General features: G+C 61.6%; 26 protein-coding genes and 2 pseudogenes. 12 read left to right on the forward strand and 16 right to left on the reverse strand.

The window, feature by feature from the left end; all coding sequences use genetic code 11:
- Positions 1 to 398 (forward strand): DUF2270 domain-containing protein (locus tag EOD15_RS06530; protein ID WP_127408366.1); only part of this gene is annotated, 398 nt, incomplete at its 5' end.
- Positions 399 to 495: 97 nt separating this feature from the next.
- Here EOD15_RS06530 and EOD15_RS06535 read toward each other — a convergent pair.
- Positions 496 to 639 (reverse strand): hypothetical protein, encoded by a 144-nt coding sequence (locus EOD15_RS06535; protein ID WP_127271038.1) that lies wholly within the window; start codon positions 637 to 639, stop codon positions 496 to 498.
- Positions 640 to 1,076: 437 nt separating this feature from the next.
- Between EOD15_RS06535 and EOD15_RS06540 the strand changes: the two are divergent.
- The 3 genes and pseudogenes from EOD15_RS06540 (at position 1,077) to EOD15_RS06550 (ending at position 3,339) form a co-directional block, all read left to right on the forward strand.
- Positions 1,077 to 1,519: pseudogene (locus EOD15_RS06540) on the forward strand (SRPBCC family protein).
- 154 nt (positions 1,520 to 1,673) lie between these two features.
- Positions 1,674 to 2,822 carry an amidohydrolase gene (locus tag EOD15_RS06545; protein ID WP_127322396.1) on the forward strand — a complete coding sequence of 383 codons (1,149 nt, stop codon included), beginning with the start codon at positions 1,674 to 1,676 and terminating at the stop codon, positions 2,820 to 2,822.
- Between the two features lie 43 nt (positions 2,823 to 2,865).
- On the forward strand, positions 2,866 to 3,339 hold the full coding sequence (locus EOD15_RS06550; RefSeq protein WP_174800353.1) for a VOC family protein: 474 nt from the start codon (positions 2,866 to 2,868) through the stop codon (positions 3,337 to 3,339).
- Between the two features lie 20 nt (positions 3,340 to 3,359).
- On the opposite strand, the gene EOD15_RS06555 is transcribed toward EOD15_RS06550, so the two are convergent.
- The 3 genes from EOD15_RS06555 to EOD15_RS06565 form a co-directional block, all read right to left on the reverse strand.
- Positions 3,360 to 4,361, reverse strand: a complete 1,002-nt coding sequence (locus EOD15_RS06555; protein WP_127408367.1) for an NADP-dependent oxidoreductase — start codon at positions 4,359 to 4,361, stop codon at positions 3,360 to 3,362.
- Positions 4,362 to 4,420: 59 nt separating this feature from the next.
- Entirely contained in the window at positions 4,421 to 5,287 is an 867-nt protein-coding gene (locus tag EOD15_RS06560) for an alpha/beta hydrolase (RefSeq protein WP_127319346.1), read from the reverse strand.
- Positions 5,288 to 5,372: 85 nt separating this feature from the next.
- On the reverse strand, positions 5,373 to 6,188 hold the full coding sequence (locus tag EOD15_RS06565) for an oxidoreductase (RefSeq protein WP_127319348.1): 816 nt from the start codon (positions 6,186 to 6,188) through the stop codon (positions 5,373 to 5,375).
- Between the two features lie 103 nt (positions 6,189 to 6,291).
- Between EOD15_RS06565 and EOD15_RS06570 the strand changes: the two genes are divergently transcribed.
- Positions 6,292 to 6,855, forward strand: coding sequence for a TetR/AcrR family transcriptional regulator (locus tag EOD15_RS06570; RefSeq protein ID WP_127319350.1), 564 nt, complete (start codon positions 6,292 to 6,294; stop codon positions 6,853 to 6,855).
- A gap of 52 nt (positions 6,856 to 6,907) precedes the next feature.
- Here EOD15_RS06570 and EOD15_RS06575 read toward each other — a convergent pair whose 3' ends face one another.
- The 6 genes from EOD15_RS06575 to EOD15_RS06600 form a co-directional block, all read right to left on the reverse strand.
- Complete coding sequence (locus EOD15_RS06575) at positions 6,908 to 8,539, reverse strand: ABC transporter ATP-binding protein (RefSeq protein WP_127319352.1); 1,632 nt, start codon at positions 8,537 to 8,539, stop codon at positions 6,908 to 6,910.
- A complete protein-coding gene (locus EOD15_RS06580) occupies positions 8,529 to 9,302 on the reverse strand; it encodes an ABC transporter permease (RefSeq protein ID WP_306462343.1) in 774 nt (257 codons plus the stop codon). The genes EOD15_RS06575 and EOD15_RS06580 overlap by 11 nt, the downstream gene beginning before the upstream one ends.
- A gap of 107 nt (positions 9,303 to 9,409) precedes the next feature.
- A complete protein-coding gene (locus tag EOD15_RS06585) occupies positions 9,410 to 10,456 on the reverse strand; it encodes an ABC transporter permease (RefSeq protein ID WP_127319354.1) in 1,047 nt (348 codons plus the stop codon).
- Positions 10,457 to 10,543: 87 nt separating this feature from the next.
- Positions 10,544 to 12,151, reverse strand: coding sequence for an ABC transporter substrate-binding protein (locus tag EOD15_RS06590; RefSeq protein WP_127319356.1), 1,608 nt, complete (start codon positions 12,149 to 12,151; stop codon positions 10,544 to 10,546).
- Positions 12,152 to 12,271: 120 nt separating this feature from the next.
- The gene (locus EOD15_RS06595; protein WP_023809364.1) at positions 12,272 to 12,625 is read right to left on the reverse strand and encodes a Rieske (2Fe-2S) protein; all 354 of its coding nucleotides are present in this window, start codon (positions 12,623 to 12,625) and stop codon (positions 12,272 to 12,274) included.
- A gap of 11 nt (positions 12,626 to 12,636) precedes the next feature.
- Entirely contained in the window at positions 12,637 to 13,719 is a 1,083-nt protein-coding gene (locus tag EOD15_RS06600) for an amidohydrolase family protein (protein WP_127319358.1), read from the reverse strand.
- A 134-nt stretch (positions 13,720 to 13,853) separates the two neighbouring features.
- Between EOD15_RS06600 and EOD15_RS06605 the strand changes: the two genes are divergently transcribed.
- Together EOD15_RS06605 and EOD15_RS06610 are read left to right on the forward strand one after the other, a co-directional pair.
- Complete coding sequence (locus tag EOD15_RS06605; protein ID WP_127319360.1) at positions 13,854 to 14,711, forward strand: LysR family transcriptional regulator; 858 nt, start codon at positions 13,854 to 13,856, stop codon at positions 14,709 to 14,711.
- Positions 14,712 to 14,923: 212 nt separating this feature from the next.
- A complete protein-coding gene (locus EOD15_RS06610) occupies positions 14,924 to 15,880 on the forward strand; it encodes a hybrid-cluster NAD(P)-dependent oxidoreductase (protein WP_206523031.1) in 957 nt (318 codons plus the stop codon).
- 108 nt (positions 15,881 to 15,988) lie between these two features.
- Here the strand turns inward: EOD15_RS06610 and EOD15_RS06615 are convergent, their stop codons facing one another.
- Both EOD15_RS06615 and EOD15_RS06620 read right to left on the reverse strand, forming a co-directional pair.
- Complete coding sequence (locus tag EOD15_RS06615; protein ID WP_127319362.1) at positions 15,989 to 16,186, reverse strand: hypothetical protein; 198 nt, start codon at positions 16,184 to 16,186, stop codon at positions 15,989 to 15,991.
- Positions 16,187 to 16,303: 117 nt separating this feature from the next.
- A complete protein-coding gene (locus EOD15_RS06620; protein WP_127319364.1) occupies positions 16,304 to 16,537 on the reverse strand; it encodes a hypothetical protein in 234 nt (77 codons plus the stop codon).
- 411 nt (positions 16,538 to 16,948) lie between these two features.
- Here EOD15_RS06620 and EOD15_RS06625 point away from each other — a divergent pair, with 411 nt between their 5' ends.
- From EOD15_RS06625 to EOD15_RS06640, 4 genes are read left to right on the forward strand one after another with little or no spacing between them, the layout of a single operon-like run.
- Positions 16,949 to 17,953 (forward strand): substrate-binding domain-containing protein, encoded by a 1,005-nt coding sequence (locus EOD15_RS06625; protein WP_127319366.1) that lies wholly within the window; start codon positions 16,949 to 16,951, stop codon positions 17,951 to 17,953.
- On the forward strand, positions 17,950 to 18,951 hold the full coding sequence (locus EOD15_RS06630; protein WP_127319368.1) for an ABC transporter permease: 1,002 nt from the start codon (positions 17,950 to 17,952) through the stop codon (positions 18,949 to 18,951). The genes EOD15_RS06625 and EOD15_RS06630 overlap by 4 nt, the downstream gene beginning before the upstream one ends.
- Positions 18,948 to 19,712 carry an ATP-binding cassette domain-containing protein gene (locus EOD15_RS06635; protein ID WP_127319370.1) on the forward strand — a complete coding sequence of 255 codons (765 nt, stop codon included), beginning with the start codon at positions 18,948 to 18,950 and terminating at the stop codon, positions 19,710 to 19,712. The genes EOD15_RS06630 and EOD15_RS06635 overlap by 4 nt, the downstream gene beginning before the upstream one ends.
- Before the next feature lie 39 nt (positions 19,713 to 19,751).
- Positions 19,752 to 20,837 (forward strand): Gfo/Idh/MocA family oxidoreductase, encoded by a 1,086-nt coding sequence (locus EOD15_RS06640; protein WP_127319372.1) that lies wholly within the window; start codon positions 19,752 to 19,754, stop codon positions 20,835 to 20,837.
- Positions 20,838 to 20,852: 15 nt separating this feature from the next.
- Here the strand turns inward: EOD15_RS06640 and EOD15_RS06645 are convergent, their stop codons facing one another.
- Positions 20,853 to 21,128: a hypothetical protein gene (locus EOD15_RS06645; RefSeq protein WP_127381866.1), complete on the reverse strand. Its 276-nt coding sequence runs from the start codon at positions 21,126 to 21,128 to the stop codon at positions 20,853 to 20,855.
- A 148-nt stretch (positions 21,129 to 21,276) separates the two neighbouring features.
- Here EOD15_RS06645 and EOD15_RS06650 point away from each other — a divergent pair, with 148 nt between their 5' ends.
- Positions 21,277 to 23,301 carry an amidase gene (locus EOD15_RS06650; protein WP_127322404.1) on the forward strand — a complete coding sequence of 675 codons (2,025 nt, stop codon included), beginning with the start codon at positions 21,277 to 21,279 and terminating at the stop codon, positions 23,299 to 23,301.
- A gap of 10 nt (positions 23,302 to 23,311) precedes the next feature.
- Here the strand turns inward: EOD15_RS06650 and EOD15_RS06655 are convergent, their stop codons facing one another.
- The 3 genes and pseudogenes from EOD15_RS06655 to EOD15_RS06665 form a co-directional block, all read right to left on the reverse strand.
- Positions 23,312 to 23,662, reverse strand: coding sequence for a hypothetical protein (locus EOD15_RS06655; RefSeq protein ID WP_245463591.1), 351 nt, complete (start codon positions 23,660 to 23,662; stop codon positions 23,312 to 23,314).
- Positions 23,663 to 23,850: 188 nt separating this feature from the next.
- Positions 23,851 to 24,498, reverse strand: coding sequence for a ThuA domain-containing protein (locus tag EOD15_RS06660; RefSeq protein WP_127322402.1), 648 nt, complete (start codon positions 24,496 to 24,498; stop codon positions 23,851 to 23,853).
- A 41-nt stretch (positions 24,499 to 24,539) separates the two neighbouring features.
- A pseudogene (locus EOD15_RS06665) lies at positions 24,540 to 25,151 on the reverse strand (LLM class flavin-dependent oxidoreductase); the annotation flags it as partial.

Below are 25,151 nucleotides of genomic sequence, written 5' to 3' on the forward strand. Positions count from 1 at the left end.
AGTTCGAACGCCACTATTTCGCGCAGATCTTTTCCCCACAGCCCGACTTCGCCTCGGACTGGCTGCTCATCGTCGGCGAAGGCCTGCGCGCGCCGAAATTCCTGCTGTCGCAGCGCGTCGCGCTAGCCCGTCGGCTGCGGCGGAATTACATCTACCTGTTCCTGATCCTCTGGCTGGCCTGGGTGCTCAAGATATCCACACCCAGCCTTCAAACCGTGGGCGTCAGGACCGGCTTTGCCGGCTCGCTTCGCGAGGCCGTGGACAGCGCCGCCCTTGGCCCCGTTCCCGGTGTGGCGATCGTGGTTGTCGTGGCCGCATTCTATGTCGGGTTGCTTGCGATCGTCTTTTTCACGGCCGATGACGACGGCGAACTGTCCTTTGGCGAGGTGCATGTTTGACGTTTATGCCCGGCAACAAGCCGCTGCAATGCAAACGGCGGCCCGCGCGTTGAAATGGTCGGTCCGCCGAGACGTTTGGGAGCACGGAACTGCGCGCCTAGATGCCGAAGAACTGCTTGCCAACCATGTAGCCCAGTGCCGCTACGACCAGCGGAAACAGTGCCGGCGCGGCTTTGCCTAGAAGGGAGACCTGCAGGTCCTTCGCCGGCGTATGACGTGCATTGCCGAGATTCTTGGTCATTGCTTGCCTCGGGTTCGAAAGACTCATTAGCAAATGCTGATTAACAGCATGGCCGGATTAACGGCCTGATAGGAAATCAACTCTGATCAAATGCAAATTCTAATGATCGGCACATGGACGGCAAAGACGCGCTACCCTATTTCGCGGCGTTCGAAGCGTTGACCGGGACGCGCGGCCTTTCCCGCCAATCGGCAAAACCGCGCCTGAACAACAAGATGGCTCAGGAACCCGATTTAGCAGGTGAACGCCAGCTCCAGAGCCGGTGCAGTTCGCCCGCCGCCTCGCCCGAGCTTCGTGTTGATAGGCGCGGCATCGAACGGCATGCCCGCAGGGGAGGCAGGCCGCATCCCGTCAAAAAATTCGCAACCAATGTCGGACTTGTTACGCCTCGTTCGTCCTTGGGGTATCGAACAGCCATTTATGAAAGGATCCAGCATATGCCCGGCACCGTACGTTTGCACCGCGTTCTGACGACCAGCCCGGAAAAGGTCTATCGCGCCTTCGTTGAAGCGGACGCGCTGGCCAAGTGGCTTCCGCCAAACGGCTTCACCTGCACGGTTCATAATTTCGAGGCAAAGGTCGGCGGCACGTTCAAGATGTCGTTCCGCAATTTCACCACGGGCGACAGCCATTCCTTCGGCGGCGAGTACCTCGAACTCGTCCCGGGCGAGCGCCTGCTCTACACCGACAGGTTCGACGATCCCAATCTGCCCGGCGAGATCCGGGTCACCGTGATCTTTAAAAAGTGTCGGTCGGCACCGAAATCGACATCACCCAGGCCGGCATTCCGGACGTCATTCCGGTCGAGGCCTGCTATCTCGGCTGGCAGGAGTCGCTCAGAAATCTGGCAAAGCTCGTCGAACCCGAAATCAATCAATAGGCTGGGGGGTGGCCGGGAGAAAGGGTCGTTTCTGGCCTGCCGAAGCCTGAAACTTGGACTGTGGCGGGAACTGCCCTTTATCGCTAGCAATTCATCATCGACACCCCCTGTGACTGGGCGTGTCAATGAAGGATGCAGCGGAGGCTGAAAAAGCATGACTCTGACCAACCGAGACATCATCGAGTTGACCGCGTGGCGACGCCAGCTGCACCAGGCCCCGGAAATCTCGAATGAAGAGGAGAAGACGGCAAAGGAGGTTGTCGCCTTCCTCGCCGATACGGGGCCGGACAAGGTGCTGACACAACTCGGCGGGCACGGCGTCGCGGCCATATATGACAGCGGCAAAGCGGGGCCGACGGTGCTGTTCCGTTCGGAACTCGATGCCTTGCCTATCGAAGAACTTTCAGGCGTACCGCATTCGTCGCGCGTGCCGGGCAAGTCGCATATGTGCGGCCATGACGGACACACCGCGATCCTGGCATCCCTCGGCCGTCAGTTGGGGCGCGAAAGGCCTGCAAGCGGCCGCGTCGTGCTGATGTTCCAGCCGGCGGAGGAAACCGGCAATGGCGCGGCAGGCGTCGTCGCCGATCCGCGCTTCGGCGAGATCGCGCCGAATTTCGCTTTCTCATTGCACAACCTGCCCGGCGTGCCATTTGGCGAGGTGCGGCTCAAAGCCGGCGTGGTCAACTGTGCTTCACGCGGCATGCGCATCGTGCTGGAGGGCAAGACCGCCCATTCGTCCATGCCGGAGACCGGCATTTCGCCGATGCTGGCGATCAGTGAGCTGATGCCGGCGCTGCCGGCGCTCGGGCGCGGGACCTTCGCCGACGACGACTTCTCAATGCTGACGGTCACCCATGCCGCGATGGGCGAAGCCGTGTTCGGCATCTCGCCGGCTCACGCCGAGGTGTGGGCCACGCTGCGCACCCGGCGTGACGAGCGCATGGCAAACCTGTGCGCTGCTGCCGAAGCACTGGTCGCCAGGATCGCGGGCGAGCATCGCCTTTCCGTCCGCTGGGACTATCACGAGATCTTCGTCGCCAGCGTCAACGCGCCGGACGCGGTGGAGCATCTGCGGCGCGCGCTCGATGAAGAGGGCGTCGCGCACGGCGAAGAAGCCCTGCCGATGCGCGCCTCTGAAGATTTCGGCCTGTTCGGCCACAGTGCCAAGTCGGCGATGTTCTTCCTCGGTGCAGGCGAGCGGCACCCTGCCTTGCACAATCCCGACTATGACTTTCCCGACGACCTGATCCCGATCGGGTCAAGGATCTTCATGCGCACGGCACGTAATTTGCTGGGCTGACCTCCGCCGACCCCAACACCGAAAGGAACACGCAATGCCAACGATGCCAAAGAACACGATTTGCCTCTGGTTCGACAAGGACGCCGAGGCTGCGGCTCGCTTCTACGCGGAGACCTTTCCCGACACCAGGGTGGGCGCCGTTCACCGTGCGCCGAGCGACTTTCCGTCCGGCAAGAAAGGCGACGTGTTGACGGTCGAATTTACCGTTGCCGGCATTCCCTGCATCGGATTGAACGGCGGCTCCACATTCAAGCAGAGCGAGGCCTTCTCGTTCCAGATCGCCACCGACGATCAGCAGGAAACCGACCGCTACTGGAACGCCATCGTCGGCAATGGCGGCCAGGAGAGCGCGTGCGGCTGGTGCAAGGACAAATGGGGCGTGTCCTGGCAAATCACGCCGCGCACGTTGACCGAGGCCATGGCGGCCGGCGGCGAGGAAGCCAAACGCGCCTTTGATGCAATGATGGAGATGACGAAGATCGACGTCGCGGCGATCGATGCAGCCCGGCGCGGCTGACCTCGATCGCAGCTGAGTTGCTATCGGACCTTGATGACGACCTTGCCCTTGGCGCGTCCTGTTTCGACATAGGCCAGCGCCTCGTTGGTCGCCTCGAAGGGAAAGACCCGATCGACGACCGGGCGGATCGCGCCGGCTTCGATGAGCGATGCGATCTTGCTCAACTGCTCGCCCTGCGCCCACATGAAGAGAAACGAGAACGTCACGCCACGGCGCTTGGCTCTCGCTCGAATACTGCGGCTCAGCAGGCGAAGCACCAGCTTCAGCACCATGTTCAGTCCCTTTTCCCTGGCGAAGTCGGGATCCGGTGGGCCGGAGATGGAGATGAGCTTGCCTCCCGGTTTCAGCACATTCAATGATTTTTCAAGTGTCTTTGTGTTCTGGCTGTTCAAGACGACGTCGTAGCCCGACAGCACTTTTTCGAAATCATCTTTCCTGTAGTCGACGACGACATCGGCGCCGAGCCCCTTGACCAGGCCGGCACTCGCCGCGCTGGCGGTGGTCGCAACGGTCGCGCCGAGATGCTTTGCCAGTTGGATGGCGAATGTCCCCACGCCGCCGGATCCGGCTTGAATGAAGACCTTCTGTCCCCTCTTCAGGTTGGCCCTTTCGATGAGCGCCTGCCAGGCGGTCAGGCCGACCAGCGGGATCGAGGCCGCCTCCTCCATGCTGAGGTTCCCGGGCTTCAGGGCCACGTCGGCTTCATCCATGGCTATGAACTCGGCGAACGTCCCGATCCGGCCATCGCGCGGCCGCGCATAGACGTCGTCGCCGAGTTTGAACTTGCGGACTTTCGATCCCACGCGGACAACCCTCCCGGCCACGTCGTGACCCAGGATGAACGGCCGGCGATAGGGCAGGATCAGCTTGAACTCTCCGGTTTTGACCTTGGAATCGAGCAGGTTCACCGCCGCGGCGTGGACCTCGACCAGGACATCACTGTCCCCGAGTTTCGGCTCCGGCATTTCGGCCAGCCGCAGCGTGCCGTTCTTGCTGTATTTGTCGACGACGAATGCCTTCATGGCAGTGACTTTCTGAGAGATTGTTGATGTTCGGGACGAAAGCCGCCCGGTGAGAGGTGTCAGGCCTCGAGAAAGGCCAATGCTTTCGGAACGAAATTCGCGTGGTTCTGGAACACCCCGCCATGGCCGGCATCCGCATAGATCACCAATTGCGCCCCCGGAATGCGGCGGGCGAGATCGTGGGTATTGACGCTCGGCACCATCCTGTCGTGATCGCCATTTGCGATCAGCGCAGGGACGCGGATGGCGCTCAAATCTTGCGGCGCCTGTAGTCCATAAGCCTTCACCGCCCGGAGTTGCGCGCCGAACGCGCTAAGCGATATCGGCCTGTCGCGGTCGGCCTTCCGCTCTGTCAGCCGCTGCAGGAACGCCTTCGCGGCGCGGCGCCCGTTCACCGTTCTGGTGAAAAACAGATAGTATTTCGGATCCCGAAAAGTCAGCGCACCCTTGATCATGTCCACGATCGTCAGTGGCGTCATCTTGTCGATGCCTTGGCCGCCGGCCGGCCCGGTGCCGGCCAGGATGAGCTTGCGCACAAGCCCGGGCTCGGTCAGCACGATCTCCTGCGCCACGAAGCCGCCGAGTGAGAAACCGAAGAGATCGACTTGATCGAACCCCAGCGCCCGGACAAAGGCGACCGCATCCCGTGCCATCTCGGCGATGCGTGACGGCGTTTTGCCGCCTGAAGCACCAACGCCCCTGTTGTCGAAGGCAATCACCCACCGGGTCGCGGCGAGGCCATCGACGATGCGTGGATCGAAATTGTCCAGTTGAGCGCCGAGATGGTTCAGCAGGATTACCGGCACGCCCGTCCTTGGTCCGAGCTGCCGATAGACGAATGCCGTGCCGCCGACATCGACGGAGTGCGTTGGCGTGTCCTGGAACGATGCCCGTAAGTGGGGCGACCGCTTGAACCCATGTGTCATGCTTGGCACCTCCGCCTTGCGGGGGCTGGCCAATCGTGTTGTCGTTGCCAGTCGCATGTGCGTAAAATCCTCTGCTCGCTGTTGTTCAAACCGGCAGGCGGAACTGTTTGCGCAGGCTCTTGTCGAATATCCCCGCGGGAGCAAAGCGGCGCAGCAGGCTGACCTGGCGCGCTGCCTTGCCGGCGGTGTAGCGCCGTTGCGGACGGGCATCGGTCGCTGCTTTGACGACCACCTGCGCCACCACTTCGGGCCGATCGGCGACAGGCATCACATCGCGAAGCAGCGCTTCCAGCGTAGCTCGAGCCTGATCGTATTCCTGCAACGGCGAATCCGGTTGGATCCCGTTCTGGTCGAAGACAGTGCGAACGAATGCCGGCTCGATGACCGAGACGCGGATATTGAAGGCACGAACCTCGTGGTCGAGCGATTCCGAATAGCCCTCGAGCGCGTGCTTGACCGCCGAATAATGCGCTGAATACGGCGCCGGCACCAGTCCCAGCACAGAGCCGATATTGACGATGCGCCCCTCGCCACGCCGCCGCATCGACGGCAGCACCGCATTGGTCATGCGGATGACGCCGAACAGATTGACGTCGAACAAGGCCTGCACCTGTGCAATCGAGAATTCCTCGGCGCCTCCAAGCTGGCCGACGCCGGCATTGTTGACCAAGAGGTCGATCCGGCCGGTCTGCGACAGCACCGTCGAAACGAGTGCGGCAACGGCCTCACCGTCGGTCACGTCGCAAACCAGCATGGTCACCCCGTCCGGGCCGTTGTCGGCCTTGCGCCGGCTGGTTCCGAAGACAGTGAACCCCGCCTTTGCCAGAGCCTCGGCACTGGCGCGGCCAATGCCCGAAGAGGCTCCCGTCACAACAGCGGTTTTTTCGGAATTCGCATTCATTTCGTGCTCCAAAATCATGAGGGCTAGCTTTTTTGCGCTCGTTGAATTACAGTCGTAATATCAGATTACACTCATGCTGCAATAGCAGAAAGGAATAGCAGCCATGCGCTACGAAAAGGGCCGGAAGGACGCCTCGCGCGGACGGATCATGGAGGTCGCTGCGGAACGCTTTCGCGGCGACGGCATCGCCGCGTCCGGACTGGCGACCATCATGAGCGACGCCGGGCTGACGAACGGCGCCTTCTATCCGCACTTTCAATCCAAGGCGCAGCTTGTCCGCGAAAGCGTGGCGGCGGCGATGGAGCTTCAGGCGCAGCAACTGGCAGAAGCATTGGCTTCGGGCGTGGAGATGGCCATCGGCACGTATCTGTCGGCCGAGCACCGGGACAATCCCGGAAAGGGCTGCGCGTCAGCCGCGCTGCTGCCGGAGCTCGCCCGTCAGCCGCCTGAGACGCGTGAAGCCTATACAGACCACCTGCTGGCTTTGGTGCGCCAGTTGGCGCAAGCGCTACCGCAGGCCAAGGATCCGGAGGGCGTGGCGCTGGCTGTCTTCGCAACGCTCCTCGGCACGCTGCAAATGGCCCGCGCCGTGGGCGGAACGGAATTGTCCGATCGCATCCTCTCGGTGGGGAAAGATGCGGCGAAGACGCTGATCGAGCAGCGTTAGCGCTCCAGGAAGCTGACAGTGAGGAACATGCCGGGCGCGGATAGCCGATCCGTCAGATCTTCCGGCTGGCCAGCAGCCTTGTCAGCCAGTCCGGATTCATTTCCGGAACAGAGGACAAAAGCCGTTCGGTATAGGCCGCGTGCGGTGGCGTGAGAACTTCGCTCTTCAATCCCTGCTCGACGACTTTGCCGCGGTGCATGACGACGATTTCGTCGGCTATCGCGCGCACCGTAGCAATGTCATGGGTAATGAAGATGTAGCTCATTCCGAGTTCACGTTGGAGACGTATGAGAAGCTTGAGAATTTCCTCTTGGACGATCTGGTCGAGCGCGGACGTGATCTCGTCGCAGATGATAAGCTCCGGATCGGCAGCCAACGCCCGGGCAATGCAGACGCGCTGTTTTTGGCCACCCGACAGCTCGCCAGGCAGGCGTTCCAGAAAATCTTCGCTCATCTCGACCATGTGCATAAGTTCGCCGATCCGGCGATCCCTCCGCGCGCCCTTAAGGCCGAGGTAGAATTCGAGCGGCCGAGCTATGACTTCTTCGACCGTTTGGCGCGGATTCAGGGCGTTGTCGGGCATCTGATAAATCATCTGTATGCGGCGCAGGACCTCTTTCGGCCGCGTCTTCAGGCTCGTGGGAAGAAGCTGGCCGGCAAAAGAAATCGAGCCTGAAATTGGCGGCAAAAGGCCGGTGACGACTCGAGCGAGCGTCGATTTCCCCGAACCGGATTCGCCGACCACAGCCACGGTTCTTCCGCGCGGGACCTTGATGGAGACATCCTGGAGCACCTTGACCTTTCCTGCATAGGCCGCGGTAACGTTGTCTATCGTCAGCAGATAGTCATCGGCTGGAACTTCGGGCTTGGCGAGCTTGCGTACGGCCCAGAGCGTTTTTGTATATTCCTGGCTGGGCGAGGCCAGCATCTGGCGTGTGTCTGCCTCCTCCACGGTACGTCCGTGGCGCAGAACCATGATACGATCCGCCATTTGCGCCACCACCGCCAGGTCATGCGTCACGTAGATTGCAGCGGTGCTGAATTCCTCCACGATGTTGCGAATGGAAGCTAGAACTTCAACCTGCGTGGTCACGTCGAGCGCCGTTGTTGGCTCGTCGAATATTATGAGGTCCGGACGACAAGCCATTGCCATCGCTGTCATTGCCCGTTGCAACTGCCCGCCGGAGACCTGATGAGGATAACGAAAGCCTATGGTCTCCGGTTCTGGGAGTTGAAGGCGTCGATAAAGATCGACGGCGCTCCGGTTCGCCTCTTCCCGGCCGGCAAGTCCATGCGCCACCGCGGTTTCGACGGTTTGTTCCAAGAGCCGATGTGCCGGATTGAAAGAGGCAGCCGCGCTTTGCGCGACATAGGCAATGCGGGAGCCCCTGAGGCGACGGCGCCCTTTTTCACTGACTGCCAGAAGATCAATCCCGTCGAACAGGACCGAGCCTTGCGTGATCCGGCAGCCCGGCTTGGCATAACCCATTGCGGCAAGGCCAATGGTGGACTTGCCGGCGCCTGACTCTCCGATCAGCCCAAGAACCTGGCCCCGCTTCAGCGTCAGATCGACCCCGTGGACAATGGGATGCCACCGCTCATCCGAGAACCCCTCCACATGCAGATTGCGGATTTGAAGCAGATCCTTTCCTTTTTCGCGTGGGCCTGGGCCGCTACTTTTCATCCCGCAACCCGCTTGTTGCTTGCAGGAACCAGTCCACCACGAAATTCACGGACACGGTTAGGAGAGCAATCGCGCCGGCCGGAAGTAGCGGGGTGACATCGCCATAGGTGATCAGGGTCGCGTTCTCGCGCACCATTGATCCCCAATCGGCCGTCGGCGGCTGAATACCGACGCCGAGAAACGACAGCGCCGCGACTGTCAGGAACACGAAGCAGAATCGCAAGCCGAACTCGGCGACCAGTGGCGGCATGACATTGGGAAGGATTTCCTTGGCGATGATCCATTTCGGTCCCTCGCCGCGTAATCGTGCCACCTCGACATATTCCATCACCGCCACGTTAAGTCCGACGGCGCGAGAAAGCCGAAAGACCCGGGTGGAATCCAGAAGCGCAATGATGACAATCAGGCTCGTGATCGACGAGCCGAAGATCGTCAGCAGCACCAGCGCGAAGATCAGACTCGGGATTGACATCAGCACGTCCACTGCACGCGACAAGATCTGGTCGAGCCACCCCCTGTACAATGCGGCAAGAAGGCCGAGCGAGACGCCGACCGCGAAGGACAGCAACGTGGTGGCGACCGCGATAGCGATGGTGTTGCGCGCACCGTAGATCAAGCGGGTGAGCATGTCGCGGCCGAGCTGATCGGTTCCCAATTTGAACTCCTGGCTCCACGGCGCGAAGGCTTCGCTGAAAACCTGCGTCTCGCCATATGGGGCTATCCAGTGCGCGAAGACCGCAACAAAGACGTAGCCGAGGATCACGACGATGCCGAACCATGCGCTGAACGGTGCCTTCTTCAGCGCAGTTTTCGCCCGGGTGGCACGCGAGCGCCTCAGCCTTTGAACCGCCGCGACAGATTCGGATCTAGTCATCGTGGGTGCAAGAGCCTGGGATTGGTGGCGATGGAAATAATGTCGGCTAGCAGGTTGAGAAGGATGTAAGTCGCGGCGAAAATCAGGGCGCAGGCCTGGACAACCGGAACATCCCTGGATTTCACCGCGTCAACCATCAGCTGGCCGATGCCGGGGTAGACGAAAACGACCTCGACCACGACCACTCCGACGATGAGATACGCCAGGTTGAACGCCACCACAGTGACGATCGGAGCCCAGGCATTGGGCAGGGCATGCCTCAGCACGATCACCATCGGGGACATTCCCTTGAGGCGCGCCATATCGATGTAGGGGCTTGCCAGCATGTTGATGATGGCCGCTCGGGTCATGCGCATCATGTGGGCCACGATTACCAGCGTAAGCGTGATTGCCGGCAGGGCGACTTTCCAGAGATGCTCCCAAAATGGCGTCTGATCGTTCACATTCGACAATGTCGGAAATTTGGGAACCGCATTGAGCGCCCAGTTCAGCGAGACAGTGAGCCAATGAGGCAGCGTTTGAGCGAAATCGGATCCGATGAACGTGTCGCGCGAGATCACCAGGTAGGCGAGCATATAGGCGACGAAAAATTCCGGGAATGAAATGGTTGTCAGTGTCGCGACATTCACCAGCCGGTCGAACCAGCCGTTGCGGTACAGCGCAGCCAGAATGCCAAGCCCCAAGGCCAGAGGAACAGCTATCAGCGCAGTCACCGCTGCAAGGAACATCGTGTTGTAGAGGCGTGGTGCGATGATCTCGGCCACGGTACGCCGATATCCGGTGCGGCTCGCAAACGAAGAGCCGAAATCGCCATGGAGCATCTGGGCGACCCAAACGAAGTAGCGCTCGACAGGCGGGCGATCGATGCCGATTTCCCGCTGGAACGCGGCGACCGTTTCGGGCGTCGCCGATTGCCCGAGCGTGGCCTTGGCGAAGTCGCCTGGAAGCATCGCGATCGCAGAGAAGATAATGATGGACACGATGAACAAAGTGACCAGGCCGAGGCCAAGGCGCTGCAGGACCGTTCTTGCGACGGGGTTCATGTGCGTGGCGTTTCCCTTTGGGCGGCAGCCCTGCACTCGGAGCCAGCTGACCGAGCCTCAAAACCATCGCGGCTCCGGCCCGCCATCTCATGCCGTGGCGATCCACCAGCGTTCGGCCATTTTCAGTCCATCGTTCTCCCAGTTGGGCGCCACATCACCGTGTGCGAGCTTTTTGGATTGGGCGCTGACGAAATTGTTGAAGACCAGCACAATGCTGCCGCCGTCATCGTGGGTTAACTGCTGCATCTCGGCATACATCGCCGCTCGCTTGGCCTCGTCCGTCTCGGCGCGCGCCTGGACAAGCAGTTCGTTGAAATGGGGATTTTTCCAGAAGGACTCATTCCAACTGGAGTCGGCGGCGAAGGCTTGCGTGAACATCCAGTCGGCCGTGGCCCGACCGCTCCAATAGGAAGCGCACCAGGGTTTCTTCAGCCAGACATTGTCCCAATAAGCGTCCTCGGCCTCACGCACGACATTGACGTCGATGCCGCATTGGGCTGCCGTTTCGCGAATGAGCGAAGCCGCGTCCACCGCCCCCGCAAAAGCGGCATCGGCGACCGAGAGGTCCACCTTCAGGTTCTCCATTCCGGCCTTTTTCAGGTAGTGCTTGGCTTTTTCCGGATCGAAGCTGTGTTGCGGTTGCGGATCCTTGGCGAATTTGATGGCCGGCGCGATCGGGTTGTCGTTGGCCACAGTGGCGTGGCCAAGAAAGATCTTGTCGACGATTTCTTGGCGATTGATCGCCCATTTCAATGCCATTCGCACGTCTGGATTATCAAATGGCGCCATCGTGACATTCATCGGCAAGGTATAGTGCCCATAACCAGTGACTTCGACGATCTCCACCTTGGGATTGCGTTTCAACATGCCGAGGGTCTTCAGGTCGGCGCGGCCGATATAGTCCACCTCCCCCGTGGACAGCGCCGCCATGCGAGCGGCAAGATCCGTGATGGCGATGAACTCCACCTCATCGAGATAGGGCTTGCCGTTCTTGAAGTAGTTTGGATTGCGCTTGAGCTTGGCCGAAACGCCGGGCTGGAAATTCTCGACGACGAAAGCACCGGTGCGAACGCCTGAAGCCCAATCCGCCTTGCCATCCTTGGCCGGCATGATGACCAGATGGTAGTCACTCATAATGTAAGGGAAATCGGCGTTGCCGCTCTTGAGCGTGAAAACCACCGTTTCCGGGCCATCCGCCTTGATGTCGGCGACGGAGTCCAACAGCGATTTCGCCGCCGATTTGGTGTCCTTGCCCATGTGATATTGCAAGGAGGTCACGACGTCATCCGCCGTCACGGTCTTGCCGTTGTGAAAGGTTGCGCCTTTGCGCAGCTTGAAGGCCCAGGTTTGGGCCCCATCCGAAGTTTCAAAGCTCTCGGCGAGGTCCGGTTGGACATTGCCTTTGGCGTCAACCTCAGTGAGGCTGTTGGACAGCGAGCCCGAAAATGCGGTTTGTGTGAACGTGTCGGGGTAGCCGGCCGGATCGATCGAATCCGTCGTCGCGCCATGAGCCATGCCGAGCTTGGCGAAGCCGCCCTGCATCGGTTCGGCCCGCGCCGTGCTCACGAACAGCCGGTCGGCGGCGGCAACGGTCAGGCCCGCGGCCAGCCCAAGATGAATGAAGTCGCGGCGGGAAACCTTGCCGCCTCCGATCAGGCTTTGCGCGATACCAAGCTTGTATTCAGATTCTGACATTTGACTCTCCCATTGCGGAGTTCTCCGCGTTATTTCTCGTCAAGCACCGGCGAACAAATCTGCTTATCGGCTCCCGCCACCTTTCTTCGAATTTTTCCAATCCCAATCGGCTTGCGCCAATCAGGCCGTCACGTAGATGCCGCCGGCTTCGACGGTGACTGGAAATGTGCGCGCGCGAACGGACGGATCGACCAAGGCCGCGCCTGACTTGATGTCGAACTCCCAGCCGTGCCAGGCGCATCGAACGATCTCGTTTTCGCGATGATAGATGAATTGCGCCTGTTCAACGGGCGCGGTCGTGCCGCATTGCGGCCCCTCGCAAAGCGGAGCGCCGCGGTGCGGACAGACATTCAGCAGCGCGTGGAATGAATCTCCGATGCGGAAAATCCCGACCGAAAGGCTGCGGATCTTGGCGATGAACGGAGACCCTGTTTCGATCTCGTCGACGCGGCAGATATATGTCTTCTCGGGCATCGTATGCTTCCTCAGGCGGCATTCGCGGCTTGCGCGCGGGGGATGCGTTTGTAGACTTCCAGCGCGTTCAGTCCCATGATCTTGCTCTTCCAGGCAGGAGGGATTTGCAGCGTGTTGGCATCGTCGTAATCCCAGTGCGGATAGTCCGATGCAAACATCAGCGTGTTTTCTCCGTCCATCGCTTCGAGCGTGGACCAGAGATGTTGGATGTTTGCAGGCTGCTCCAGCGGCTGCGTGGAAAAGCGGATGTTGCGCCGGCAATATTCAGACGGCAGCATCTTCAGCCATGGCGTCTCCTTGCGCAGCGCTTTGTAATCAGCGTCCAGGCGCCAAAGGACCGACGGAACCCAGGCGACGCCGCATTCGATGATCACGAAGTAGAGGCCCGGCCATTTCTCGAAGACGCCATGGGCGATCATGCTTGCCACGTGCGACATCGCCGACATGTGCAGAATGGCATGCGTTTCCCAGAAGAATGTCGTCGGGGCAGGAGCAATGGCAGTTGAATTCACGCCGCCATGCCCGCCCAGATGAATGGCGAATGGCAACCCCACTTCCGCGCAGGCTTCGTAGATCGGGTGGTAAAACGGGTCGCCATACGGCTTGACGGACCCCTGGGAGGCGAGAACCTGGACCATGCGCGGATGACTGCCAAGACGGCGAATCTCGGCGGCAGCGAGCTTCGGATCCTGTGGCGCGATGATGATCGAGCCCATGAAACGATCGTCTTTCGGCAACCACTGATCGATCTGATAATCGTTGTACGCGCTGACCAGAGCGCTGGCATAGTAAGGGTTAGCCAGGGTCGACGCCTCGATAGGCTCATCGCCGGTCAGGATCGCCACGTCGACTTTGTATTTGTCGAGGTGCTTCTCTTTCATGATGAGATAGTTGTCGGCTTCCGTTTTCGGACGGATGTCCTTGCGGGAGAAGTCCTGCGGGTGGAACCAGGGCCGATGGCCATGCGGAAAGGCGCCAACGGGACCTGTTTTCTCGCCCTCGATGAACATGTCTTTCCACAAGCCGGAGAGATAGGGCTCCAACACGGTGGCGCTTGACCAGTAATTATGACAGTCGCAGTCGACTATGAACACTTCTTCCGCTCCGTATCCGTATCTCGTCCCGGCGGCGCTGCCGGCCGTTGATCTGCTGCAGCTTCCGCCTTGAGTATTGTTTGATCAAGCCTATGATACGTGGAATATGATCGAGTTTTTCGATTGGAGATTTCATGCAACTTGATCACATCGAGACCTTTCTCGACATCATCGAATCGAGAAACTTCAATCGCACCGCGGATCGGCTAGGATTGACCCAGTCGACGATCAGCACCCGCATCAAGAACCTCGAGAGCGCAATCGGATCCGAACTGTTCCAGCGCGGACGCGCCGGGGCGGAGCCGACCGCCGCAGGGCGCCGGTTCGAAGCTTATGCAAGATCCTTGCTGTCCACATGGTCGCAGGCTCGCCACGATGTCCGGGCGTTCAATCGTTTCGAAGGCACCTTGCGCGTCGCCGCGCAGGTCGGGATGACCCGCTCGGTTTTGCCGGGTTGGGTGGAGACGCTGTGTCAGGCTCTTCCCAAATCGTCGATCCATGTCGAGTCGGATTATTCAAACCAGATGGTCAGCGACCTAAGCATGGGAAATCTCGACATCGCAGTGCTTTACGCCCCGCGATACCTACCCGAAATCTCCTATGAGCATTTGATGGTTGAGGAATATGTGATGGTTTCCACGGTGGCCAGAACCCTCTCCGAGGTCGATCCCGAAACCTACATTCGCCCGGGCTATACGCTCCTGCTGGAGAAGGCCCATGCCGAATTGCTCGGCGAGTTGGCGATCTGTCGCCTTTCCATGGGATCGGAAACCTTGGCGGAGATGATCCTACGGCGCACGGGCGGCACCTGCTATATGAGAAGTGACGATGCGCGCAGGTTCGCCCTCGAACGCCCATCGTTCATCGTCGAAGGCGCTCCGACGCTGCATCAGCCGGTCCACACGGCCATCCTGGCGCGCCGCAAACACGAACCGATCATACGCAAGGGAATCCGCGCCCTTCACGTTGCCGTGATGTCACTGGATATGTAATCGAAATAATCGATCATAACTCGGGAGGGATGCTTCTGTTGCGGGGGGCCTGGAACTGGCATCTTGGGTTCGACTTCGAACCGAGATGAATGATGAACGCACACGTTTCCTTGGGGGGCCCCGACCTCCTGCCGATGAGGCATCATCGGCAATGGGCACAAACCACATCGCAGCTTGTACTCTGCCGTCGTGTAATCGAGGAAACGCCCGATGTGAAAACTTTCGTTTTCACATCCCCGACGGATCGGATGTTCTGCTTCAGCGCGGGCCAGTATGTACTCGTGCACCTCAAGATCGAGGGTGCCGCGGTGACGCGCTCCTACTCTGTTTCGTCACCACCGACGCGACCGCTCGACCTGCAGATCACGGTGAAGCGAACACCGGGCGGCCTGGTTTCGAATTGGCTCCACGACAATTTGGGGGCGGGCGACGAGATCGAGATCGAAGGGCCGCTCGGCTCATTCAATCTCGATGACCTACCCTATGAAAAGCCGCTCTTCCTTTCGGGCGGCAGCGGGATAACGCCGGTGATGTCCATGCTGCGTGCGCTTACCGACCGCGCGGCCGACCAGGATATCTCATTCGTTCATAGTGCCAGAACGCCTGGTGATATAGTCTTTCGACGGGAATTGGACGCACTTGCCTCTCGCTTTCCCAACGTAAAAGTAACGTGCGTTTGTAGCCAGGAAGATCCCACCTGGAGGGGGCCGACTGGCAGAATAGACAGTCAGATGCTGCTGACCCTCGTTCCCGATCTCCACAACCGCACTATCTTTGCCTGTGGCCCTGAAGAGTACATGAAAGCCGCACGTGCCTGCCTGGATGCGATTGGCGTGACTCCGTCACGGTACCACCAGGAGAGCTTCGGCGGCGGCAGCAGCCCCCAGTTGGAACCGGCCCCGACAATACCATCTTCGGTCCGTTTCGTCCGCTCCGGGATCGTGCATAACTGCTTGCCCGGAGAGACGCTGCTGGAGGCGGCGCGCCAATGTGGCGTCTACGTCCCAACCGCCTGCCAGCAGGGAGTTTGCGGCACATGCCGCATCGCCAAGCTGTCCGGCGAAGTCGCCATGGAGGATCTCGGCGGGCTGGCCCCTGAAGAGAAGTCGGCCGGCTATGTCCTGGCATGCTGCAGCCACCCTCAGGGCGCGGTTTCGCTCGATCTTTAACCCCGGGTGCTTGGTTCAGCATTGAAGCCGGCGCAGTAAGTGTTGAACTGCCGGTGAAGGCGTTGCGGGCGTAGCGGACTGATGCGCATCGACCCCAGCCGATATTGCTCAGAAGTCGAGAGCAACCATCATGCCACGGACTTCGGCCATTTCCAGCAGCAGGTCCTGCAGTCTGTTGTCCAGCGCGGTACCGGTCAGCGCCAGAAGCTCGGTAATGCTCTCTCTCATCGATATGACGGCGGCGCCTGTCTTCTCGGCGAGCAGCCGTCCGATGGCAGCCCGGATCAGCTCGTCCTGATCAGACATGCTTCACTTCCCGACGCACTGCAACCTCCCCTTGCTTTCCATGCCTCACCACCGCTTTCGGCAACAGGGCGTGATTCCCATACGGTATGTTTTTGATGCGATCCCGGGCGGCTTTGCTCACGCCAACAGATCGTCTTTATCGACCTGCCAGTCGTTCAAAGCCGCCAATGAAGGCAGCGGCGAAAAATGGCCGGGTTGGACCGTTTCAACCGCTGCAAGCAGCTCCTGCGGCACTTCGTGCCGATAAAGCCCGGTGCATGCGCCCCCTTCGACCATTGCCGGCAACCCCGTGATCGCGTCGAAAATCGAAAATGTACCCGTTGGTTCTTCCAGGATCTCGAAACGCCCCACCCGAAACCTCCCTCTTGCGCAAAAGTAGCGACTAACGCCGCTATTCCCCAAGTGGTTCCCCAGGCCGGCACATTTTTTCGCGCCGTGGTTGTAGCGCATGCCGGCAGGGCAGTCATGCCCCCAGGGTGCATAGCCAAAATCGCTACGCACCACTTTTAAATCTTGACGCGTGTCAATTTTTTATAAAACATGCGCAAACGCCGGATTGGCATCGGCCGGCGCTCTGGGAGGAGCAATGCCTGACATCGAAAAGAGCCCGAACCGGGGCCGCAGTCCGCACATCCCCAAAGTGGGCAGCAACCTGTTGGCGGACCATCGCGCCGGGCGCCAGGCTCGCGCCCCGTCGGACATTGCAGTCGCCGGCCAGCGACATTGATGCAGCCCATAAAACAATCAGGAGGAGGAAAAACCATGCGCATGTTCAATTGCTTGAAACTCGGCACGAGCTTGCTTGGCGCAGGCATGCTTGCAACCATCGTCTCAGCGCCCGCCCACGCCGAGGATACGGCGAAAGTCGCGGCCATAGTCAAAGGCCTCGACAATCCGTTCTTCCAGACCATGCAGAAAGGCATCGAGGAACAGGCCAAGACAAACGGCGTGAGTGTCAGCGTCCAGGCCGCCGCCAACATGGGTGACGCCACCGGCCAGGCCGACCGCCTGACCGCCATGGCCATGCAGGATTTCGATTGCTACCTGGTCAACCCGATCAGCGTCTCCAATCTCGTCCAGGCGCTGGTCCCGGTCGCCCAGAAGAAGAAGCCGATCGTCAACATCGACTCGACCATAGACCCCGAACAGGCCAAGGCCGCCGGCTTTGCCGTCTCGACCTATATCGGCACCGACAATGTCGCCGCCGGCGCGCTGGCCGGCGAAGAGATGCTGAAGTTGGTGCCGAGGGGCTCCAAGGTCGCGCTGGTCGCCGGCATCATCGGCGATGTCGGCTCCAACGCCCGCATCAAGGGCTTCAAGCAGGCGGTGGAAGGCAAACTCGACATCGTGGTGATGGTCAGCGCCGACTGGGATCGCGAAAAGGCGCTGACCGCCGCCACCGATATTCTCGCCGCGCACCCGGATCTCGCCGGCTTCTTCGCCGCCAACGACATCATGGCGCTCGGCGTCGAGCGCGCCGTGCGGACCTCGGGCAAGGACGTCAAGGTGATCGGTCTCGATGGCATCGTCGATGCGCTGAAATCAATCGCCGCCGGGGAACTCACCGCCACCGTCGCGCAATACCCCTATGTTGTCGGCGCCATGGGCCTCGAAGCCTGTGCGGTAGCGGCCAAGGGCAAGGAACTGCCGGCCAACGTGCCGGCACCTGTGCTGTTGATCAACAAGGATAACGCCGAAGCCTCGCTGAAGAATTTTCCGCGTCCGGGCGGCGACTATTCCGATCCCTTTCGCGAGATGCTGAAGTGAGCACACCTGCAGACAACGCGCCCGCCGCCCATTCGGCGGGTGCGGAGGAGAGCCGTCCCTCCCTGGCGGCTCTCCTCCTCGATCCGTCCTTCTGGGCCGACTGGGCATCCGTCGTCGGCCTGGTCGGCCTCGTCATCGTCTTCGGCATCGCCCAGCCGGTCTTTCTCAGCGTCGCCAATCTGCAGGCGCTGCTGTTGGCGGCTGCGATCCTGGTCGTGCTGTCGATCGGCCAGACCTTCGTCATCGCCACCTCGGGCATCGACCTGTCGCTGGCGGCAGCCGTCATGCTCGGCGCCATCATCCTCGGCCTCGTCAACGCCGCCGGCTACGGCATCTTCGTCGCCTGCGTGCTCGCGGTTCTGGCCACCAGCGCCGTCGGTTTCCTCAACGGGCTGATCATCACGGCAGGCAAGATCCCCGACTTCGTGGTGACGCTCGGCACGCTGTCAGGCATCACCGGCCTTGGCCTCATCCTGTCGGGCGGCGAACCGACCATGGTCGGCTCGACCTTCCTGCTCAGGCTCGCTTCCGGCTCGCTCGGACCGTTCGGTTATCCGGTCTGGGTAGCAATCGCAGCCGTCATCGTCGCGCATATCGCACTCTACCACACACGCTTCGGCGTGCATCTGCTGGCGACCGGCGGCCAGACCGAAAGTGCCGGCGCGCTGGGCATCCGCACCAACCGGGTCAAGATCGCCGCCTATACAATCTCGGGCTTCTGCGCCGGCATCGCGGCCATTCTTCTGGTCGCCCGCATCGGCTCGGCCGAACCGCAGATCAACACCAGCCTGCTCTTGAACTCGGTGGCGGCGGTGGTGCTGGGCGGCGTCAGCCTGTTCGGCGGCCGCGCCAGCATTCTGGGACCGGCGATCGGCGCGCTGATGCTCACCGCACTCGTCAACGGCCTGACCTTGCTCAACGTCTCGGCTTTCTACCAACCGCTTGCCGTGGGCGCCATCGTGGTGCTGGCGGCCCTGATCATGCGGTATCAGAAATGAGCGCGCCCCATCACATCCCCGCCGCTGAGGCGATCATCGCCTGCGAAGGGCTGAGCAAGCATTTCGGCGGCATCCGCGCCTTCACCGACGTCGCCTTCCAGGCCCGCCGCGGCGAGGTCACCGCCGTCATCGGCGACAATGGCGCCGGCAAGTCGACGCTGATCCGCAGCCTGGTCGGCGTGCATCAGCCGGACACCGGCAATTTGTTCTTCGACGGACGGGCGCGGCCCTTCGCCAACCCCGACGAGGCACGCAAGGCCGGCATCGAGACCGTGCACCAGAACCTAGCGCTGATCGACGAATTGACGGTCGCGCAGAACCTGTTCCTCAACCGCGAGATCGTGCGCCGCATCGGGCCGTTCGCTTTCCTCGATCGCAAGGCGATGAAGCGCGAGGCCCGTTCCATGCTGTCGCGGCTGTCGATCAACGTGCCGTCGATCAGCCAGCGTGTGCGGCGCTTGTCGGGCGGCCAGCGGCAGGCGATCTCGATCTGCCGCGCTGTCGGCTCCGGCGCCAAGCTGGTGGTGATGGACGAACCGACGGCAGCACTCGGCGTGCAGGAGACCGCCAATGTCGAGGCTCTGATCCGGCGTCTGCGCGAGCAGTCGGTCTCAGTCATCCTGGTCAGCCACAATTTCGATCAGGTCCGCCGCCTGTCCGACCAGATCTGGGTGATGCGGGCGGGAAAGATGGCGGCGACCGTGCGCGCTTCCGAAACGTCCGGAAACGAGCTCGTCGCGCTGGTAACCGGCGCGGCATAGTCCTGCAGCATCAGACTTGAAATCAAAGGGAGTTCGCCTGTGGCACCAATTCGTGTCGGACTGATAGGTCTTGGAGAGGTCGCGCAGTCGATCCATCTGCCTGTGCTGGGCGATCAGCGCGACCGCTGGGTGATCGCGGGCGTGTACGACGTGTCGCCCAGCCTGGTGTCACTCGTCACCTCCGAATTTGCGACGGCAAAGGCCTTCGACACGGCCGAGGCGCTGATTAATTCGCCCGACATCGACGCGGTGTTCGTGCTGTCATCCGACGACACCCACAGCCGCTTCGTGCGGGCGGCGATTGCTGCCAACAAGCATATCCTGCTGGAAAAGCCCGCCTGCCTGACGGTGCGCGAAATCGACGATCTGCTGGCGCTGATGCCGGGCTACGACAAGACCCTGTTCGTCGGCTATATGCGCCGCTACGCGCCGGCCTATCTGGCGGCCAAGGACGAACTGCCGGCATACGCCGACATCACCCATGTCCGAATCTTCGACCTGATCTCGGAAGGCCGGCACTTTCTCAAGAAGAGCCAGAACGTCCTCTATCCCAACGACATAGACCCTACCCTGCTGGCGCGTGGCGCAAGCGAACGCGACGCGCTGATCCGCGAGGTGGTCGGCGCCGACGCGCCGACCGATCTGGTGCGCGCCTATCGCGGCCTGACGGCGCTTTCCTCGCATCACATTTCGGCGATGCGCGGGCTGATCGGCGAGCCGGCGCGCGTGCTGGCCGCGCACCGCACCAATGGCGGCGCCAACACATCAGTCACCTTCGACTACGGCCATTTCGCTTGTCTCTACGACGCGGTGGTCGACGATCTCGGCCTGTTCGACGCCATGATCGAGGTGCGCTCGAACACCAGGCGTGTGCGCATTCTCTACGACACGCCCTACATCCGAAGCCTGCCGACGCGGCTGGAGGTCACCGATGCCGGCCCGCTCGGCCCGGTGACGAAAACCTTCGGGCCTCTCTACGGCGATGCTTTCTCGAATGAACTCGAGATTTTCCACCGCCACATCACCGAAGGCACAAAGCCTCTGACCGACCTCGCCGATTCACGCCGCGACCTCGCGCTGATGGCCGAGATCATCGAGCGGATGAAAGAAAGTGGCGGGCGCTGAGGCGCCGCCTGCCGCCTACTTCCCACAGTGATGGTCGTTGATCTTGTTCACCGCATTCGCGTCGGGTCCGACGCGATGATAGGAGCACGCGCCGGCCGCCGTCGTCACCAACTGCTGATCGTAGTAGCGCGGGCCGCCGAACAGGATGTCGATGAGATCGCCTTCGGCGGGAACGTAGCGTTCGGATTGGACCCGGCGGTCGTGGTGCCGGTCGCCAGCGAAAGCCAGGGCGCAAGCGCTTGAGCCCATGGCGACAGCGAGAGCTAGGATCGCTACGCATTTCGTGGTCATGCCAATACCCTCCTGGCCATTCCGGAATCACACCATACATCCAAAACCGTCAGCCGGACAAAAGTTCCGGAGAAGACCGCGATAGGCTCTTGCCGAAGCCAGCTGCCTCGCTCATCCATAGGATTGTAACGAAAGCCTGGAACCAGTGATGACCGATGCCAGCCTTCATCTCGTCGAAGCGACGATCGACCAACTGCGCCGCGCGCTCGATGACGGCACCGTCACCAGCGTCGAACTGGTCGGGGCTTATCTCAGGCGCATCGGGCATTTCGACCGCCACGGCATCAGCCTCAATGCCGTCCCAGTGCTCAATCCTGATATGTTCGAGGAGGCGGCAGCCTCCGACCGGCGCCGCCGCAACGGCGCCGTGCTCGGACCGCTCGACGGCATCCCCTACACCGCCAAGGACAGCTACAAGGTGTCAGGCCTGACGGTGGCCGCCGGTTCGCCCGCCTTCGAGCATCTCATCGCCAATGAGGACGCCTTCACCATCGCCCGGCTGCGCGCCGGCGGCGCCGTGCTGATCGGGCTGACCAACATGCCGCCAATGGCCAATGGCGGCATGCAGCGCGGCGTCTACGGTCGCGCCGAGAGCCCCTACAATGGCGACTATCTGACCGCCGCCTTCGCGTCGGGCTCGTCCAATGGCTCCGGCACGGCGACGGCGGCCAGCTTCTGCGCCTTCGGGCTTGGCGAAGAAACCTGGTCGTCCGGCCGCGCGCCGGCCACCAACAATGCACTGGTCGCCTACACCCCGTCGCGCGGCGTCATTTCGGTGCGCGGCAACTGGCCCCTGGTGCCGACCATGGATGTCGTGGTGCCGCATGCGCGCAGCGTGCCCGACATGCTCGAACTGCTCGACGTGATCGTCGCCGACGATCCCGAGACGCGAGGCGATTTCTGGCGCGCGCAGCCCTGGGTCAAGCTGCCGAAAAGCTCCGCTGTGCGGCCGCCCCGCTATACCGATCTCGCACTGGCGGGGTCGTTGAAAGGCAAGCGGCTCGGCGTGCCCAGAATGTATATCGGCCGCGACAGCGAGGCCGATGCGCCGATCGAAACCCGCGCCTCGGTGCTTGCCCTTTGGCAACAGGCAGCGGCCGATCTGGCGCGGCTTGGCGCCGAGGTGGTCGAGGTCGATTTTCCCGTCGTTTCCAACTATGAGCGCGACCGCCCCGGCGCGCGCACCATGGTCGAGCGCGGGCTGATGCCCCAGGAGTTCGCCGAGCGCGAACTCTGGGATCTCTGCATCTGGGGCTGGGACGACTTTTTGCGCGCCAATGCCGACCCGTCTTTGCCCGATCTCGTCTCGGTCGACGGCCCAAAGATCTTCCCGCAGCCGCCGGGCACGCTGCCCGACCGCTATGAGGGCGGCTTCGACCTGAGGGAATATGTCGAGCGGGCGCGGTCCGGCGTCACGCCCGTCACGGAAATCCCGACGATTGAAGAAGGCCTGAAGGGCCTCGAAGCGACAAGGCGGATCGATTTCGAGGACTGGCTGGACGCCCATGGCATCGACGCCGTGGTGCTGCCCGCGGCCGCCGATGTCGGACCGGCCGCTGCAGACATCGACGAGGCGTCCGCCGCCCTTGCCTGGCGCAATGGCACCTGGGTCGCCAACGGCAATCTGGTCTGGCGCCATTTCGGCATCCCCACCGTCACCGTGCCGATGGGAACCATGGCCGATATCGGCATGCCGGTCGGCCTGACTTTCGCCGGCAAGGCCTATGATGATGTCAGGTTGTTGCGCATGGCCGGCGATTTCGAACAGTCGACCCGGCGCCGCACCCTGCCTCCACGCACGCCGGAACTGACTGAAGATGTATTTTCCCGCCGGCCCACGCAAACCGGTAACGGCAAGGCACCTCCGCTCGTCATGGCGCTTGCCGCCGAGACGCGCACGACCGGCGATCAGGACGAGATCACCATCACGCTCGACCTGCCGATCGACGCCGAGGCGGAAAACGCCAGCGTCAAGGTGCATGTCAACGGCGAGCCTGTCGCCATGCAGCGAAGCGGAGCGCGCTCCTGTGGACAGGCATTGGTTCCGGCCGCAGAGCACCAGCGCTTCCACAGCGTCTGGCGTGGCTCGTATGGCTCGATCGTGACGGCTATTGTGCGGCTGGAGGATGGGCGCAGCGCCGGCGCCTATCTGGTAACCGGAGGGATTGGATGAACGCCAGCCGCTAGGAAGCCAGCGAAGTCAGCCATTCTTCCCAAAATTCCTGCTGCATATGGACGAAAACCGGAACCACGTCGACGCCATCATCAAATATGTCGACCAGATCGCTCTCTTGCGGAAATTGCCCCGTCTTCACCTTGCAGGCTATCAATCCGCGACTTTTCTCCATCACGGTATTTTCCGGATAAACATTGGCGCTTGCTCCGTAACAGAAGGGTAGCAGGCCATCGACTTCGAGTGCCTGACGGATTTGGAACAGAGCCTCGAAAAAGTCTTCCTCTTCTGCCTCGATCACCTTGTCCCGATAACTGCATTTCAGATTGCAGGCAGCGCCGTTCACGTGCAGCGTGAACACGGCTTGCTCGTCTCCGCCCGTACCCCCTCCGACCAAGAATACTGTCCGCTGATGATCCATTCCACCCCCCTTTGCTGTTCACCGGATGGTAGTTCGACAGCGGCCGACTTTCTAGCCATTGCAGGAATTCAGACCTCGCTGCCTCCGCGGTTCGCCGCTCGCCTTTCGCAATTGGTGACTGACAGAGGCTACCCCCGCGCCGCCCAAAGCAAACCCCGCTCCACCATCAGCGCCATTTCCGGCACCGCGAACTCATCCGCAGTGTGACCAAGGGAACTGTAGAAAACCTTCCCCGCCCCATAGCGCCGTTTCCAGACGACCGGCATGACGACGCCGCCTATCCCAGGAAAATGCGCGTCGGTGAAGGTGGTGGTCGCCAGCACTTCGTTGCTCGGGTCGACATGCATGTAATACTGCTCCGACCGGTAGGCGAAATCGCCGATGCCCGATGTGATCGGCTCGTCCGGCCTGGTGATCGCGACAGTATAGTCGATGATATTGCCGGGGTGCGCCACCCATTGGCCGCCGGTCATGAACTGATAGTCGGGCTCGTTGCGGAAACTGTCGCCCATAGTGCCGTGGAAACCGCCGAGCCCGCTTCCCCCGCGAACCGCAAGCGTCAGGTTCTGCAGCTCGGCCTTTTCGATCGTCGACATCGTGATGACGGGCACGATGAGATCGAAGGAAGCAAGCTCCGGATCGGCGAACATCGCCGTGCCCTCACCCAGCGTGACGTCGAAGCCGTTTCGCTCAAGCAAGGTGCGAACGACCTTCGCGCTCTGCTCCGGCGTATGGCCCTCCCAGCCGCCCCAGGCAATCAAGGCCTTCTTTGGCATTGTGTACCTCCCTGGAAAACTCGGCCCTGATCGATCCGGCGTCAGCGCCAGCCCAGCGCTGGAGCGACATGGGTCAGGATCGCCTCGATGACATGCGCATTGTAGTCGACGCCGAGCTGGTTCGGAACGGTGAGCAGCAGCGTGTCGGCCTCGGCGATCGCCTCGTCCTGCGCCAATTCCTTAATCAGCACATCCGGCTCGGCCGCGTAGCTGCGCCCGAAGATCGCTTTGGTGTTCTCCTCGATATAGCCGATCTGGTCGCGGCTCTCATTGCCGCGACCGAAATAGGCGCGGTCGCGATCGTCGACCAGCGCGAAGATGCTGCGGCTGACCGAGACGCGCGGCTCGCGGCTGTGGCCGGCCGCTTTCCAGGCCTCGCGATAGATCCGAATCTGCTCGGCCTGCTGGATGTGGAACGGCTTGCCGCTCTCGTCGAATTTGAGCGTCGAACTCTGCAGGTTCATGCCGAGCTTGGCCGCCCATTCCGACGTGGCGTTGGTGGCCGCACCCCACCAGATCCGCTCGCGCAAACCCTCCGAATGCGGCTCGAGGCGCAAGAGGCCGGGCGGGTTGGGGAACATTGGCCGCGGATTGGGCTGGGCGAAGCCCTCGCCGCGCAGCGTCTCGAGGAAGACCTCGGCGTGGTGCCTTGC

Source organism: Mesorhizobium sp. M7A.T.Ca.US.000.02.2.1 (assembly GCF_003996995.1).
Classification (GTDB): domain Bacteria; phylum Pseudomonadota; class Alphaproteobacteria; order Rhizobiales; family Rhizobiaceae; genus Mesorhizobium.

What these genes read in the sequence shown, in the direction of transcription:
- EOD15_RS06535 (WP_127271038.1), bottom strand. Translation starts at nt 639, where the DNA reads ATGACCAAGAATCTCGGCAATGCACGTCATACGCCGGCGAAGGACCTG.
- EOD15_RS06545 (WP_127322396.1), top strand. Translation starts at nt 1,674, where the DNA reads ATGACTCTGACCAACCGAGACATCATCGAGTTGACCGCGTGGCGACGC.
- EOD15_RS06550 (WP_174800353.1), top strand. Translation starts at nt 2,866, where the DNA reads ATGCCAAAGAACACGATTTGCCTCTGGTTCGACAAGGACGCCGAGGCT.
- EOD15_RS06555 (WP_127408367.1), bottom strand. Translation starts at nt 4,361, where the DNA reads ATGAAGGCATTCGTCGTCGACAAATACAGCAAGAACGGCACGCTGCGG.
- EOD15_RS06560 (WP_127319346.1), bottom strand. Translation starts at nt 5,287, where the DNA reads ATGACACATGGGTTCAAGCGGTCGCCCCACTTACGGGCATCGTTCCAG.
- EOD15_RS06565 (WP_127319348.1), bottom strand. Translation starts at nt 6,188, where the DNA reads ATGAATGCGAATTCCGAAAAAACCGCTGTTGTGACGGGAGCCTCTTCG.
- EOD15_RS06570 (WP_127319350.1), top strand. Translation starts at nt 6,292, where the DNA reads ATGCGCTACGAAAAGGGCCGGAAGGACGCCTCGCGCGGACGGATCATG.
- EOD15_RS06575 (WP_127319352.1), bottom strand. Translation starts at nt 8,539, where the DNA reads ATGAAAAGTAGCGGCCCAGGCCCACGCGAAAAAGGAAAGGATCTGCTT.
- EOD15_RS06585 (WP_127319354.1), bottom strand. Translation starts at nt 10,456, where the DNA reads ATGAACCCCGTCGCAAGAACGGTCCTGCAGCGCCTTGGCCTCGGCCTG.
- EOD15_RS06590 (WP_127319356.1), bottom strand. Translation starts at nt 12,151, where the DNA reads ATGTCAGAATCTGAATACAAGCTTGGTATCGCGCAAAGCCTGATCGGA.
- EOD15_RS06595 (WP_023809364.1), bottom strand. Translation starts at nt 12,625, where the DNA reads ATGCCCGAGAAGACATATATCTGCCGCGTCGACGAGATCGAAACAGGG.
- EOD15_RS06605 (WP_127319360.1), top strand. Translation starts at nt 13,854, where the DNA reads ATGCAACTTGATCACATCGAGACCTTTCTCGACATCATCGAATCGAGA.
- EOD15_RS06615 (WP_127319362.1), bottom strand. Translation starts at nt 16,186, where the DNA reads ATGTCTGATCAGGACGAGCTGATCCGGGCTGCCATCGGACGGCTGCTC.
- EOD15_RS06625 (WP_127319366.1), top strand. Translation starts at nt 16,949, where the DNA reads ATGCGCATGTTCAATTGCTTGAAACTCGGCACGAGCTTGCTTGGCGCA.
- EOD15_RS06635 (WP_127319370.1), top strand. Translation starts at nt 18,948, where the DNA reads ATGAGCGCGCCCCATCACATCCCCGCCGCTGAGGCGATCATCGCCTGC.
- EOD15_RS06645 (WP_127381866.1), bottom strand. Translation starts at nt 21,128, where the DNA reads ATGACCACGAAATGCGTAGCGATCCTAGCTCTCGCTGTCGCCATGGGC.
- EOD15_RS06650 (WP_127322404.1), top strand. Translation starts at nt 21,277, where the DNA reads ATGACCGATGCCAGCCTTCATCTCGTCGAAGCGACGATCGACCAACTG.
- EOD15_RS06660 (WP_127322402.1), bottom strand. Translation starts at nt 24,498, where the DNA reads ATGCCAAAGAAGGCCTTGATTGCCTGGGGCGGCTGGGAGGGCCATACG.